The sequence below is a fragment of the Arthrobacter sp. THG-b23 genome (genome assembly GCF_059091265.1).
Genome location: NZ_JBNHGM010000002.1, coordinates 575,012 through 589,143, shown reverse-complemented (window position 1 = coordinate 589,143; position 14,132 = coordinate 575,012). Strand labels below are relative to the sequence as shown.

12 protein-coding genes are annotated in these 14,132 nt (G+C 66.5%); 4 read left to right on the top strand and 8 right to left on the bottom strand.

The features are described from left to right. Positions 1-40 precede the first annotated feature (40 nt). Positions 41-520 (bottom strand): MarR family winged helix-turn-helix transcriptional regulator, encoded by a 480-nt coding sequence (locus tag AC5RVD_RS06440; protein WP_494126407.1) that lies wholly within the window; start codon positions 518-520, stop codon positions 41-43. A gap of 132 nt (positions 521-652) precedes the next feature. After that, positions 653-2,392: a CocE/NonD family hydrolase gene (locus AC5RVD_RS06435; RefSeq protein ID WP_494110957.1), complete on the bottom strand. Its 1,740-nt coding sequence runs from the start codon at positions 2,390-2,392 to the stop codon at positions 653-655. A gap of 230 nt (positions 2,393-2,622) precedes the next feature. Between AC5RVD_RS06435 and AC5RVD_RS06430 the strand changes: the two genes are divergently transcribed. Continuing rightward, complete coding sequence (locus AC5RVD_RS06430; RefSeq protein ID WP_494110958.1) at positions 2,623-3,564, top strand: MBL fold metallo-hydrolase; 942 nt, start codon at positions 2,623-2,625, stop codon at positions 3,562-3,564. Between the two features lie 78 nt (positions 3,565-3,642). Here AC5RVD_RS06430 and AC5RVD_RS06425 read toward each other — a convergent pair whose 3' ends face one another. From AC5RVD_RS06425 to AC5RVD_RS06405, 5 genes are all read right to left on the bottom strand, one after another. Next, positions 3,643-4,569 carry an alpha/beta hydrolase gene (locus AC5RVD_RS06425; protein WP_494126406.1) on the bottom strand — a complete coding sequence of 309 codons (927 nt, stop codon included), beginning with the start codon at positions 4,567-4,569 and terminating at the stop codon, positions 3,643-3,645. Continuing rightward, positions 4,566-5,687, bottom strand: a complete 1,122-nt coding sequence (locus AC5RVD_RS06420; protein WP_493988429.1) for an FAD-dependent oxidoreductase — start codon at positions 5,685-5,687, stop codon at positions 4,566-4,568. The genes AC5RVD_RS06425 and AC5RVD_RS06420 overlap by 4 nt, the downstream gene beginning before the upstream one ends. 133 nt (positions 5,688-5,820) lie before the next feature. Then, on the bottom strand, positions 5,821-6,774 hold the full coding sequence (locus AC5RVD_RS06415) for a phosphotriesterase family protein (RefSeq protein WP_494123005.1): 954 nt from the start codon (positions 6,772-6,774) through the stop codon (positions 5,821-5,823). A gap of 48 nt (positions 6,775-6,822) precedes the next feature. After that, positions 6,823-7,812 carry a phosphotriesterase family protein gene (locus tag AC5RVD_RS06410; RefSeq protein WP_494126405.1) on the bottom strand — a complete coding sequence of 330 codons (990 nt, stop codon included), beginning with the start codon at positions 7,810-7,812 and terminating at the stop codon, positions 6,823-6,825. Positions 7,813-8,100: 288 nt separating this feature from the next. Then, positions 8,101-8,844 (bottom strand): GntR family transcriptional regulator, encoded by a 744-nt coding sequence (locus AC5RVD_RS06405; protein ID WP_494110962.1) that lies wholly within the window; start codon positions 8,842-8,844, stop codon positions 8,101-8,103. Between the two features lie 148 nt (positions 8,845-8,992). Between AC5RVD_RS06405 and AC5RVD_RS06400 the strand changes: the two genes are divergently transcribed. Beyond that, positions 8,993-9,235, top strand: a complete 243-nt coding sequence (locus AC5RVD_RS06400) for a DUF2630 family protein (protein WP_493988433.1) — start codon at positions 8,993-8,995, stop codon at positions 9,233-9,235. Between the two features lie 65 nt (positions 9,236-9,300). Here AC5RVD_RS06400 and ku read toward each other — a convergent pair whose 3' ends face one another. Next, positions 9,301-10,155 carry a non-homologous end joining protein Ku gene (gene ku / locus AC5RVD_RS06395; RefSeq protein ID WP_494110963.1) on the bottom strand — a complete coding sequence of 285 codons (855 nt, stop codon included), beginning with the start codon at positions 10,153-10,155 and terminating at the stop codon, positions 9,301-9,303. Between the two features lie 82 nt (positions 10,156-10,237). On the opposite strand from ku, the gene AC5RVD_RS06390 reads away from it, so the two are divergent. Continuing rightward, positions 10,238-12,907, top strand: a complete 2,670-nt coding sequence (locus tag AC5RVD_RS06390; RefSeq protein ID WP_494126404.1) for an ATP-dependent DNA ligase — start codon at positions 10,238-10,240, stop codon at positions 12,905-12,907. 134 nt (positions 12,908-13,041) lie between these two features. Further along, positions 13,042-14,121 (top strand): LacI family DNA-binding transcriptional regulator, encoded by a 1,080-nt coding sequence (locus AC5RVD_RS06385; RefSeq protein ID WP_494110965.1) that lies wholly within the window; start codon positions 13,042-13,044, stop codon positions 14,119-14,121. Positions 14,122-14,132 lie beyond the last annotated feature (11 nt).

Sequence of the window (14,132 nt, the reverse complement as noted above, 5' to 3'; positions counted from 1 at the left end):
AAGTATAAGTATAACGGCAAAAGAATGCGCGACCGACGGCTTACCGTTGGTCCGGCTCGTTGATCAGGGCCGCAAGGCGCTGGAGGGTGGGCAGGCTGGCGGCGATCTGATCCTGTTCCTCGGGGTGCAGCCTGGCTGCAGCCGCCCCGAGCGTTTCCGCCCACGCGGTTTCCAGCAGGATCCTGATGCGCTGGGACTCGTCAGTGGGGTGCAGGGTCACATAGCGCTTGTCCGCCGCATCGCGGATCCGCGTCACCAGCCCGCGCGCTACCAGTTCGCGCAGTTGCGTACTCACGTTGCTGAACTGGCGGTCAAGCCTGGCAGCGACCTCGGCCACTGTTATTCCGGGGTGCGCTTCAATGACCCGCATGATGTCCACCATGCCGTTGGGCAGCAACGGGACGCCGGAATTCTCATGGGATTTTCGGCGGACATCGGAGGAGATGTCGATCAAGGCCACGGCCAGATCGCGGTTGTCCTCGACGACTTTCGGCGCCTTGCCGTGCTCCGTTGTTTCCATTCCATAAGCATAAGAGGCGCGGTAAGAACCTCCGGCCTTTGATATTCAGGGTTAGCCCGTTCATCACGGCCGGAGGATGTCTCACGCTTCAGGTTGGGGAGGGGCCGGTCGGCAGCGGGTGCCGCTCGGGCCTCAGTCCGCCTGGTCTCCCGCCTTGCGGGCGGTGAACGGCAGGACCAGTCGGGACCGGTGTGCGGCGTCACGGTAAATCTTGTGCGTCACCGGGCGTCCCACCGGGAGGTGGAAGGCGTCCGGGGGCAGCAGTGCGTTGTGCTCGTCGGCCAGCGGCTCGCCGTTGGAAAGTTCGGCGACCAGCCTGTGTCCCGGCTTAAAGGTGTTGGCAAACGGGTAGAGGCGCAGGACATACTCCTCGATCTTCCCCGGCTCCACCGGTACGGCACGGGTGTGCGGGTGGATCGGGCTGCCCTCGCTGGTGCGCTCCTCATCGAGCTCGCGGTGCGAGGCCTTGAGGTAGCCGGTGGTGATCAGCTGGCGCCTGCCGTTCGGGGCGTAGTCCCACAGGCGCAGGATGAAGTTCGAGTCCGGCTGGTCGATCTCGGCGAAGATGTGCGCCGCGCCGGTGCCGATCATCTCCGTGTCCTCCTCGAACGGCCCGGTGCTCCAGCTGAGGATTTCCACCTTGTCGGTCACCGTCAGCGGCGCCTGGTAGAAGCCGTCCGGGGCCGCGTACTCCATGCCCATCAGCTCCGGCTCGGCGGACAGCTTGTGGCGCGGGCGCAGGTACAGGGACTTGTACTCGATCTCCTTCGGCGGCCACTGGTCCGCCTCGACGGTCTCGCGGGAACCTTCCACGAAAACGCTCACGGCCGGCTCGTCCATCACGCCGTTGTCGATGCCCTTGATCCAGTAGTCGTACCAGCGGAACATCTTGTCGTGCTCCTCGATGAAGGGGCGCGACTGCATGGGCGGGTAGGGGCCGATGGTCAGCTTCTTGGGTCCCTTGAGCGAGTTGTACAGCTCGATGGTGCCGTCCATGGTCCAGCCGCGGCCCTGGTCGATCTGCAGCCAGACCGGGATGTCGATGTTAGGAGCGAGCGTGATCGGGTTGCGCTCCTCATACCATTCGCCGTCCAGCTCATTCATGACAATGTCGAACCAGGCTTCGTGGTTCTTGGGGTAATGCAGCACGTGGACGAGGTTCGGCCAGGCGGCGACATCAGGGTCCTCAAGGCGCTTGGCGACCAGCTTCTTGAGCTCCTCAGGGGAGTACTTTTCGATCATGCGGGACTTGACGTTGTCCGTGAAGGCCCAGCCCGAGTCTCCGCCGCGGCCTTCGCGGGCGGCACGGGGCATAAACCACATGATGCCGCCGTGGTAGGTGGTTTCGTAGAAGTCGTAGTGGCCGCCGCTGACGAAAATCGCCTTCAGGTGGGGCGGGCGTTCGGCCGCAGCCAACACCTGCATGGAGCCGAAGTAGGAGATGCCGACCATGCCGACGTTGCCGTCGCACCACGGCTGTTCGGCGACCCATTCGATGAAGTCGTACGCGTCCTGGCCCAGCGAGACGCCACCGGCGTTGTAGTTGCCGATGTGTTCGCCGCCGGAGTCACCGGAGCCGCGCAGGTCGCCGATGACGTGGACGTAGTCCTCCTTGACGATCCGGGCGATGTCGCCGGCCTCGATGCAGCCGTCCCACATCGGGCTCGGACGCCGCTGCGGGGGGGTGGTCAGCGCCAGCGCCTGCAGCTCCTTGCCGTACGGGCTCAGGGCCACCAGTGCCGGCCGGGGCTTGTCCTCAAGGCCCTGGTAGGTGTCCGCGGCCAGCTCGACGCCGTCGCGCATCGGGATCCGCAGGTCCTTGCGGATCTTGATCGTCTCCCCACCGGCATTCCACGTCGTGAAATCAGTCATGAGTGTGCACTTCCTTGTCAACGTTCGAGTGCCAGGCATCCCGCTGGCCGACTCGCTCTCCCGAGCGTGACTCGATCATATTATTATAATAAAGTGCAAGGCAAGACGATGAGGTCGAAACGGGTTCGGCCTGCGGCCCCGAAAGGCCGGCCGGCGGGAGGGCAGAGGTCCCGCGCAGCGGCGCCGTACCATCAGGACCGTGAACGGGTCCCGGAGCTGAGGAGAGAACAATGACGCAAGAAGTGACAATCCATCCGCTGGTCTCACCGTGGGGCCGCTTCGGCCTCTACAGCTTCTTCATCGACGCGCCCGAGCCGGCCATCGTCGACACGGGCATCACCACGTCACCGGCCGAGGGCATGGTGCCGGAGCTGCAGAAGCTGGGCCGGCGCATCGAGGACGTCAAGTGGATCCTGCTGACCCACGGCCACATCGACCACCTCGGGGGTGCCCACGCCCTCTGGGAGCTCACCGGCCGGAAGGCAAAGGTTGCCATCCACCACGCGGACGCCCCGTTGCTGCGCTCCCGGCAGGCGCACGTGCAGAACTACGTCGACGTCCGCCAGCGATACCTGGACAATCCGAACGCCATCGAGGAGCAGGTGAGGGCAGCCGGGCATGCCATCTCGGGCGAGATGGAGCCGGACATGCTCCTGGAGGGCGGCGAAACCCTCAGCCTCGGCTCAGATGTCACCGTCTCCGTGCATCACATCCCCGGTCACACCGCCGGCTCGGTGGCCTACGTGGTGGACGGGCAGAACGCCGTGTTTGTCGGCGACTCAGTCCAGGTCCACGGTGCCGCCAACCATTTCCCGGGTTATGAGGACCCGGATGCCTACCGGGCCAGCCTCCGGTACCTGCGCGACGAGATCCGTCCCGAGCGCCTGTACCTTGGCCACCCCTACCGCAACACCGAGGGTGTGCCGTTCGACATCGGGATGGACGGCACCGCGGCCCGGCAGGCCCTGCAGGAGAGCCTGGATATCGAGGCCCGGGTCCGCGATGCGGCCCGCCGATCCTTGCAGGGCGGCCTGCAGGAGACCGGCTCGCCCTATTCGCCGTTTGCCTCGGTGGCCGAGGAGCTCGGCTATACCGGGGATCCGTCGCTGGAGCCCTCGCCGTTCTTCACCACGCTGCACGGCTACCGCAAGCTGTACGGCAAGAACGCCTGACGGGCTACCGCACCAAAAACAACGACGGCGGCGCGCACCCTTGGGTGCGCGCCGCGGATGCGTGTGGGGCGGGCGGGGTCAGCCCCGGTTCAGGAACCCGCCCGCCTCCTGGTAGGCCCGGTACATTTCCGGGATCCAGAAAAAGTTCTGCACGAACCCGTGGTTGGCGCCCGCGTAGCGGCTGACGGTGGTGTCCACGCCGGCGTCCTTCAGGCGCTGGCCGTAGAGCTCGCCCTCGTCACGCAGCGGATCGTACTCCGCGGTGATGATCAGTGCCTTCGGTAGGCCGGCGAGGTTCTCGCGCTTGATCGGGGAGACCAGCGGATCGGCCGGGTCCGCGCCGCTCTCAAGATAGAAGGAGTTCCACGGCGCCAGGGCCAGCGTCTCCAGACCATAGCCGGTGGCGTTCTCCCGCAGCGAGGCGTAGCGGTCCTCGTCGAAGTCCAGGTCCAGCGAGGGGTAGAACAGGATCTGGTGCGTGATCCGATCGAAGCCCTCGTCGTGGGCCATCGCCGTCACCGCGGCCACGAAGTTTGCCCCGGAGCTGTCGCCGGCCAACGCCAGGTTCTTTCCGTCCCAGGCCAGGCTCCCGCCCTGCTCGGCGGCCCATCGGACCACCCCGTAGCACTCCTGCAGGCTGGTCGGGAAGGCGGCCTCCGGTGCCAGCTGATAGCCGACGGAGATGACTTTGTGGCCGCTCTCCTTCGCCAGCGCCCGCGCGACGTGGTCGTGCGTCTCGAGGCTTCCGGAGAAGAACGCGCCGCCGTGGAAGTACACCAGCAGCCCGTAGGACGCGGCCTCGGCCGGGGTATAGATCCGCACCGGGACCTCGCCCGCCGCAGTGGCCGCAACGGTGTCCTCGACGGCGGTCAGTGGCAGCCGCTCCTCCAGCGGCGCGACGGATTGCAGGTCGCCCGCGCGCTTGGCCTCGGGGTCCGGCCGCGTGCCGTGGTCGAACGGCGGCAGCGTGGCGAGGAGTTTGCCGATCTCGGGATGGATGGTCACTCGACACCCGCCCCCTTCTCGAAGGACGTGGTCTCCGGGAAGGAGTCACCGATGTCGAAGGGCTTGCGGGAGATGTCCTGCAGCACGTCGGTGATGGGCTTGCGCTTGGCCTGGTAGGTGCGCAGGGCCTCCTGCAGGTCGGAGCCATCCTTGATGGCGTCGGCCAGCCAGGCAGCGTCCTGCATGGCCGAGTTCGCACCCTGGCCCTGGTGGTGCAGCATGGCGTGCGCGGCATCGCCCACCAGGGCAACGCTGTCGGTGTGCCAGTTTGGCTGCTTGTCGATGTCGTAGACGCCGCGGTTGGTCATCGAGGCGATGTCCAGTTCCTGGCCGATCTTCTGCAGGCGTTCGTCGAAGCCCTCCAGCAGCGCCCCGATGTACTCGTGCGTGACCTCCGGCGCCCAGGCGGTGTCGTCGCTCGGTGCGGTGATGTCGAAGGACACCTGGTTGCGGTGGCGCAGCGGCAGGAAGTACACGGTAGTGCCGTTCTGGCCGACGTAGACGCGGAAGTTGTCGTTCTCCACTAGGCCGTAGGCAGCGTCGGCGGAGATGACGGCGCGCATGGCAATGGTGTGGGAGAACACCGGCTGGACTTCACCGAAGATCTGGTTGCGGACGCTGGACCGGATGCCGTCGGCGCCCACCACCAGATCGGCGGTGACCTCGACGCCGTTCTCGAACTTCACGGTGGCGGAGTTGCCGTGATCGGCGATGCTGATCATCTTGTGGCCGATGTGCACGCGCTCGGACGGCAGGAGGCGCAGGAGGGTCTCGATGACGTCCCCGCGGTGGACCATGCGGCAGTGGTTGACCTGGGCGTACTCGTTGATGCCCGGCCACGGGTCGCGGGCGATGAGCTCGCCGTTGGCCTGGTAAACCTCGATGGCCTCGGAGGGAGCGGAGACCTTCTCGAACTCTTCGAACACGCCCCACTTGCGCAGTACCTCGACGGTCGGCGGGCGCAGGCCGATGCCGGCTCCTACTTCACCAAGCTCGGGGGCCTGCTCGTAGACGTGCACGTCGGCGCCGAGCTGCAGCAGTGCCAGGGCAGCGGAAGCGCCGGCGTAGCCGCCGCCCACAACGGCAACCTTCAGGTTCTGGATGTCGGAAGTCTGCATTGTTCTGTGTTCCTTCACTGGACGCCGGTGCAGGCGTCCTCGGGGTGAATGGGTTGGGTTGGGATCCGTCGCCGTCGCCGTCGTCGTAGGCGGCAGCGGAGCCGGCGCGTGGCGCCGGATGGAGTGATGCGGGTCAGGCCTTGATGGAGAGGAAATCGGCCGGGTTGTCCTCGAGGAGGAGCTTGATGGTGGCGTCGTCGATGCCGGCGGCGCGCATGTCCGGGATCATGTCGTCGAAGATGTAGTTGATGGTGTGGCCCTTCACGCCCGGCCAGCCCAGCGGGCTGCAGTTGGCGTCGGCCGAGACGAGTAGCTTGTCCGCGTAGCCCTTGTTCACGAGCTTGACGAAGTGCTCCATGCGCTCGGCGCGTTTGCGGCCCCAGAACGGCGGGTCGGGCAATTCGAGGTCGTAGCCGAAGGTGTCGAAGCCGATGCGGCCGCCCTGCTCGTAAATCCAGTCGTGTGGCGTGATCGGGGCGTTCAAGCCGTCGTCGGCGTGGCCGAAGAGGACGCGATCCAAGGCAAGGCCCTCTTCGTTGAAGATGTTCACGGCGGGCTCGGGGTCGATGGCCAGATGCGTGAGGATCGGCACGCCGGTGAGGACGGCGGCGCGGGCGGCGGCGCGGTAGATCCGCTTGTCGAGTTCGGTCATCTTGCCGCCGCGGCTCACGCCGACCTTGATGACGCCGGCCTTGGCGCCCGTGTTGCCGATCCCCACGGTGATCTCGTGGATGAACACCTTCGCCAGGTAGTCCACCGACGCCCGCGCGAAGTGCGGCAGGGCAGTGTCGCCGCCGACGAAGCCGGTGCAGGCCACGATATGCACGCCGGTCTTGGCGGAGAGGGACTTGTAGTAGTCGACGTCGCGCCCGTTGCAGATGCCGGTGGCGTCCACGAAGGTGCCGCCGCCGTTCTCGCGGAATTGGCGCAGCTTCGGCACGGTTTCCTCGTAGGCCTGCTCCGGCGACTTCCACCATCTCGTGTCGAGTTCGGAGCCAGGCATGCCGTAGCCGATGTGTTCGTGGACTGCCACGATTTCCAGTTCTTCAGCGGGGATGGTTCCCAGCACGGTGTTGACCTTGGTCATTCCTTCACCTCAGGAGTTTCGAAAGCTTGTTGATGGCGGCCGCGGTGCTCAGCGCACAGTCAGCAGGTTGCGCGGATTGTCCACCAGGATGCGGCGGGCGTCGTCGTCGCCCAGGCCCAGTGATTTCAGGAAGGGGACGAAGGTGGCCAGGACGTGGCTGAAGGGCAGGTCGTAGTCCGGCTGTCCCTTGGCCACGCCGATGGCGTTGGACGAGAGGATGACGTTGTCCGTGTGGCCGGCCTTGACCAGATCGAGCACCAGTCCGGCCCGCTCGCGGTCGGTGAGGTAGTCGCCGTCGTCGTCCAGGCCCACGTGGTCCAGGCCGACGAACGCGCCGCGGCGGGCCACCTCAAGGGCGGCGCCGGCGGATGCGGCGTCCCGGCGGTCGAGGCCGCCCACGAGCACCCGCCCGGACGGCAGCTTTTCGTCGAGGACGACGTCGAGGTCGCGCAGGGCGTCGGCGCCGTAGCGGATGGAGACCGGGACGCCGGTGGCCAGGGCGGTCCGGGCCGCACCGCGGAACAGGCTCTCGTCGGTGGGAGTCATGCCCTCGCGGGTGGCGGTGGTGGTGACCAGTCCGGCGGCCCCGCGGCGTTCGACCCGCGGGACGACCATGCCCTCGCTGACTTCCTTCGAGAAGAGGTCGGCGAACTTTTCGGCCGGCCACGGGGTGGGCGGGTTGGTCTGCGGGGTGAGGAAGTAGCCGCCGAGCATTTCCTCCGGACCCATGCCCGTGGACGCGATGATGTGCACTCCGGTCGAGCGCGAGAGCGCCTCGAACAGCTTCACGTCGCGGCCGTGGAACATGCCGGTGCTGTCCACGATGGTGGTGCCGCCGTGCTCGCGGAAGTCCGTGAGCTTGGCGGCCAGGACCTCGAAGATCTCCGCCCGGTCCATGCTGATGTCCGGGGCGTACTGGGCTCCCGGGACCACCGAGAGCAAGGCCTCGTGGACCGCGACCACACCCAGTTCATGGGCGGGAACGGGGCCAAGAACAGTATTGGCCGTCTGGTGGGGGGTTGTCGTTGTATCCGTCATTGGCACAACCTTTCGTCTGACGCCACGCCAAGGCCGGCGTCACGCGGGGAAGGATCATGCACCGCGACCTCTGGATTCATTCCTCGCCGAAACCGGTGCAGGCGGTAGTAAACGAAGGAGGCAGTCCATCGCAAGGCCTGGCGTCCGCTAAGGGCCCGGCCTCACGCTGATGTGACCTTGATTACCTGTCAACTAGGTTTACACGATGTCATGTCAAAGTCAAGGCAATCGAGCGGAAAACATCGCTGGTTGGGGATTGGGAAAGCGGGTGGATTCCCGCACGGCCGTCTACTGGCTGGTGCTGAACCGGTACTTGAATTTTTCTGCCTGATGCACCGCGGAGCGCCAGCCGGCGGGCAGGTCGCCCGTGGTGAAGAAGATTGTCTCGATGACGAGCAAGGGGCTCCCCAGGCCCACCCCGAAGGTCGCCGCCTGTTCGGCAGTGGCCGCAGTTGCCCAGGCTTCGTGTTCGGCGCGAACGTGCGCGATGCCGAACTCTTTCTTGAGAAGCTCGAAGGCGGAGCCAGCGCGTTCCAGTTCCGCGGCCGTGGGGCTGAAGTCTTCCGGCGCCCGAATGTAGACGTCGGCTTCGACCAAAGGCTCATCCTCGACCGAGATCAGGCGAGTGAAATGCAGGAGCCGTTCGTGCGCTTCGAGCGCCAGGAGGTCCCGGATCCGGCCAGGCGGTTGCACCCGCTCGATGCCGGCGACTTTCCCCGTCGGATGCAGTCCGCTCTCGGCGAGGTACTGGTAGAGGGCCCCCGAGCGTACGTCGGCCGGGCGCTGGACCCTGGTGCCGACGACGGGAAACGTCCCCTTGCCTTGTTTCCTGTAGATGTACCCCTCGCTGGCAAGCTCCTGGAGTGCCTGCCGGATGGGCGCCCGGCTGACCTCGAATCGGCTGAGCAACTGCGCCTCGGTCATGGGCTTCCGGGGATCCGCGATCCCCTCGGTTATTTCCCGGCGCAGGATTTCCCTAATCTGCCGATACAGGGGTACCCCGGACGAGGTGTCGAGCTCGCCATATGCCATGAGTCTTCTGTTCCTCCACGTCGCTGGTCACCGGGTTTGCCCTGCAGGAAGTCAACCACAGAACGCAATCCGTTGAGGAGGCGGCTGCCCTAGCCCGCGGGTAGCGCGCGAAGTAGCCTGAGGTGACTACCGCCAGGAGGGACGTGCCATGGACCAGGACATCCAGCAGTACATCAGCGCGCTGGTCGAGAAGGAACAACAGCTGCGCGACTCCGCGCCGGAGGAGCCGGACAAGGCCGCCGCCCGCGCCGCCGAGCTGCGCCGCCTGGAGGAGCAGTTGGACCAGTGCTGGGATTTGCTGCGCCAGCGCCGGGCCAAGCGCAAGGCGGGCGAGGACCCGGGCGAAGCAGAAACCCGGCCGGTTGGGGAAGTGGAAAACTACCGGCAGTAGCCGCGCCGAACGCCGGGGGGAGCAGCACCGGCCCCGCCCCGCCGTCGTGCCGCATTGATGGCGCGTCAGGCGCCCTTTGAGGCCTCGGATTTGGAGCCGGACTTCTTCTTGGACGAGGTGCCGGCGGAAGACTTGGCCTCCCGGTTCTTCTCGACGCTGCGGCGCAGCGCCTCCATCAGGTCCAGGACCTTGCCGCCTTCTTCCTCTTCGTCCGTGCCGAAGGTCTTTTCCGTGTCCAGCGCCTCGCCCTGCTCCAGCTTCGCCTCGATCAGGGTCCGCAGCTGTTCCTGGTACTCGTCGGTGTAGTCGCCGGGCGTGAAGTCGGAGGAGAACGACTCCACCAGGGCGGCGGACATCTCCTTCTCTTTCGCGGAGATCCGCACGGTTTCTTCCAGCGACGGGAAACTGGCCTCCCGCACCTCGTCCTCCCACAGCAGGGTCTGCAGCATCAGCACCTTGCCGCGCACACGCAGTGCCGCCAGCCGGGTCTTCTGCCGCAGCGCGAACTGCACGATGGCCGTCCGGTCCGTTTCTTCCAGGGTCCGCCGGAGCAGGACGTAGGCCTTGGTGGACTTCGAATCCGGCTCCAGATAGTAGCTGCGGTCGAACATGATCGGATCGATCTGGTCGCTCGGGACGAACTCGACCACTTCGATTTCGCGGCTCTTTTCGACCGGCAGGGACTTGAAATCCTCGTCGGTGATCACCACGGTGTGCTCACCGTCGTCGTAGGCCTTGTCGATGTTCTGGTAGTCGATGGTCTTGCCGCAGACCTCGCACCGGCGCTGGTAGCGGATGCGCCCGCCATCCTTGTCATGGACCTGGTGCAGGCTCACGTCGTGGTCTTCGGTGGCGCTGTAGAGCTTGACAGGAACGTTGACCAGCCCGAACGCCACCGCGCCTTTCCAGATGGCTCTCATGCCACTAGTGAACACCCGCGGGCGGTACAAAGCCAGAGGCGGGGCCCTAGCCAAGCGGCCACCCGGCGGACAGACTGGCGGTATGGCCAGCCAGAAATCCAGCCAAAAGGAGACCGTAGCCGTTGACGGACACCGGCTCAGGCTGACGAATTTGGACAAGGTGCTGTACCCGGAAACCGGGACCACCAAGGCGGACGTTATCGCCTACTACTCGGAGATCGCCGAGTTCCTCGTTCCGCATGCGGCGGACCGGCCGGTCACGCGCAAACGCTGGGTCCACGGCGTCGGGACGGCGCAGGAGCCGGGCGAGGTGTTTTTCCAGAAGAACCTGGACAAGTCCGCGCCGGACTGGGTCATGCGGCACACCATCGAGCACAAGAGCAACACCAATGTGTACCCGCTGGCGAATGACCGGGCCACCCTGACCTGGCTGGCGCAGATTGCGGCCCTGGAAATCCACGTTCCGCAGTGGAAGTTCGGCCCGCGCGGCAAGATCAACAATCCCGACCGGATGGTGCTGGATCTGGACCCGGGGGAAGGGGCCGGGCTGGCGGAGTGCGTTGAAGTGGCCTTCTTGATCAAAGACATCCTGGAGGGGATGGGGCTCGACCCGCGGCCGGTAACCTCCGGTTCCAAGGGCATCCACCTTTACGCCGGGCTGGACGGCAAGCAGACCTCGGAGGACGTGAGCCAGGTGGCGCACGAGCTGGCCCGCCTGCTGGAGGCCGACCATCCGGACCTCGTGGTCAGCGACATGAAGAAGTCGCTGCGCACGGGCAAGGTGCTGGTCGACTGGAGCCAGAACAACTGGGCCAAGACCACGATTGCCCCGTACTCGCTGCGCGGCCGGCCGCACCCCACCGTGGCGGTACCTCGAACCTGGGCCGAGCTGGAAGATCCCAACCTGGCGCACCTCGATTTCCGCGACGTGCTGGAGCGCGTCAAGGAGATGGGCGACCCGCTGGCCGGCATGGCGGGAGGCACCGCGGACGAGCAGTCGTTGCAGGAAGCTGCGGAGCCGGACACCGACGGCAGGGACGGCGGCAGCCGGACCGCCGCGGAGAACGACGGCGGCGCGCGGGGTTCCCTGAAAAGCAGCGGGGGGAACGGTGCGGCCAAAAAAAGCCGCCCGGACAAGCCGGAGCAGGAGTCGGACCGGCTCAGCGTGTACCGTTCCATGCGCGACCCGGACCGAACGCCAGAACCGGTGCCCGCGGCGATCGAGCCGCGGGAGTCGGACGATGAACCTGTTTTCGTCATCCAGGAACACCACGCTCGCCGGCTGCACTACGACGTCAGGCTGGAGCACGACGGGGTGATGGTGTCCTGGGCCGTGCCCAAGGGGCCGCCGGTCTCGACCGGCAAGAACCACCTGGCCGTGCACACCGAGGACCACCCAATGGAATACGCCACCTTCGAGGGCACCATCCCCAAGGGCGAATACGGCGCCGGGGTGATGACGATCTGGGACAGCGGCACCTACGAAGTGGAGAAGTGGCGCGAGGGCAAGGAAGTCATCATTGTGCTGCACGGGCGCGCCGACGGCGGCCTGGCCAACGACGGCGGCCCCTCCGGTGCGCGTCGGTACGCCTTAATCCGTACCGGCGGCGAGGACGGCAAGGACAATTGGCTGATGCACCTGATGAAGGACCAGCCGCGTCCTGCCGCCGGGACAGCGCAGGACGGCGGGTCCGGGCGCCAGGCCAAGCCGGCAGCCGGCAGCACGGTGCAGCCGGAGGGCGCCGGCTCCGCGGGCGGGGACGCCGGGACGCCGCAACCGGTGAAACCGATGCTGGCCGTCCAGGGCACCGAGGCCTCCATCGACGAGGACGAGGGCTGGGCCTACGAATTGAAGTGGGACGGAATCCGGGCCGTCGCCGTCGTTGCCGACGGGGGCGTGCAACTCGTCAGCCGCAACGGCAACGACCTGACCAAGACCTATCCGGAACTGGCAGACCTGCCCGACCACGTCCTGGCCCAAACCGCGGTGCTGGACGGCGAGATTGTCGCCCTCGATGCCCAAGGGCGGCCGGATTTCGGGCGCCTGCAGAACCGCATGAACCTCACCAGGAAGGCAGACATCGAGCGCGCGGCCGCGAAATACCCGGTGGAGTACTTCCTCTTCGATTTGCTGGAACTGGACGGAACATCGACACTTGGGCTGGAATACACCCAACGGCGGGAAATCCTCAAGGAAGCCGTGGAAACGCCGGACGACGGACACATCCAGGTGCCGCCGGAGCTGGACGCCACCGTGGCGGAAGCGGTCGCAGCCAGCCGGGAGGTCGGCCTGGAAGGCATCATCGCCAAACGCACGGACAGCAACTACGCGCCGGGCCTACGGACGAGGAGTTGGATCAAGATCAAGAACCAGCTGACGCAGGAAGTGGTCATTGTGGGCTGGCGGCCGGGCAAAGGCTCGCGCGCCCGCAAGGTCGGCTCGCTGCTGGTGGCCGTGCCCGACGGCGTGGAGCTGAGCTACCTCGGCCGCGTCGGTTCCGGCCTGACGGAGCGCGAACTGGCCGAGATCGGTTCACGGCTGAAGAAGATGTCGCGCAAGACCCCGCCGCTGGAGGGCGTGCCGTCGGCCGACGCCTCCGACGCGCACTGGGTGCGGCCCGCGCTGGTCGGCGAGGTCCAGTTCAGCGAACGCACCGGATCCGGCAAGCTTCGCCACCCGGTCTGGCGGGGCTTCCGGCCGGACAAAAAGCCGTCGGATGTCGTGGTCGAAATCCCGCAGCTTGAGGCCTGACTCGCGGAGCGGCCGCCCAAAAATTTTTACCCTACCCCTATCATTCTGCCGATGAATCGTTAGTCTTTACCAAGGGGAACTTCTGGGGGGAAGTTTCGGGGGATGTTTCTTGGGGAAGAAGGCAGAACCGCATCATGGGGAGTTCATTTAAGCCGACTATTCGCGACGTTGCCGAGCGGGCCGGAGTCTCGCTGGCAACAGTCTCATACGTCTTGTCCGGCCGGCACGGGGGTTCAACGAGGATCAGCGAGCCGACCAAGGCCCGCGTAATCGAGGCGGCCAAGTCGCTGGGATATGTGCCCAACCACGCCGCCCGGGGCATGCGCCGCGGGCGGACGGACACCGTGGCCGTCGTGGTGGAAAACCTGGATTCGGCCTGGGACCGGCAGCTGGCGGAGGTTGCAAACCGCGTGCTGCCGGAGCACGGGTACCGGGTGGTGGTCCTGCTGGGCCAGGAGGCCTGGCGGAACTTCATGCTCTCCGGCGGCGCGGACGGGGCCATCTTGGGTTTCAGCACGGAAACGCCCGAGGAAGACCACACCCTGCGCGATCTCGCCGACCGGGGCGTGGCGCAGGTGGTGGTGTCGCAGTTCCTGCAGCCTGACGGCTTCGACGTGCTGTCAGTGGACGCAGAGGTCGGCATCGCCGAGGCGGCAGAGTATCTTGCTGCCAGGCACCGCCGCATCGCCGTGCTGCACCGGGGCGGGCCCGCTCCGGGCCCCCGGGGTACCCGGCTGGGATTGTTCCGGCAGGCGATGGCCGATCTCGGTGCCGAGCTGGACGAGAACCTGATACGTGCAACGCATGGGTCCTGGCGTGAATCCTACGAGGAGACCGGCGCGCTGCTGAAGTTGGCCGATCCGCCCACTGCGTTCTTCACGACGGCGGACCTGGAGGCCCTGTGCGTTTCCGGTTCCGCTACCGCGGCCGGACTCCGGATCCCGGAGGAGATGGAGATCATCGGCGTGGACACCTCGGATCTGGGACACCACTCCGACCCGCCGCTGAGTTCGGTAGGGCCCGAGCCGCTGGTGGGCACCGTGGTGGACCTGCTGATCGACCGGCTGGAGGGGCGCGCCTCCGCCGGCGGGCGCCTGGTGCCGGCGCCGTGGAAGCTGAACCACCGCGGGACCACCGTGGCGGGGTTGCCCGGTGAAGGCAACGCGGAAGGCTCGGACGAGGTGGAAGACAGCGTCTCCAACGGGGCGCCGTAGCAGCGGGCTAA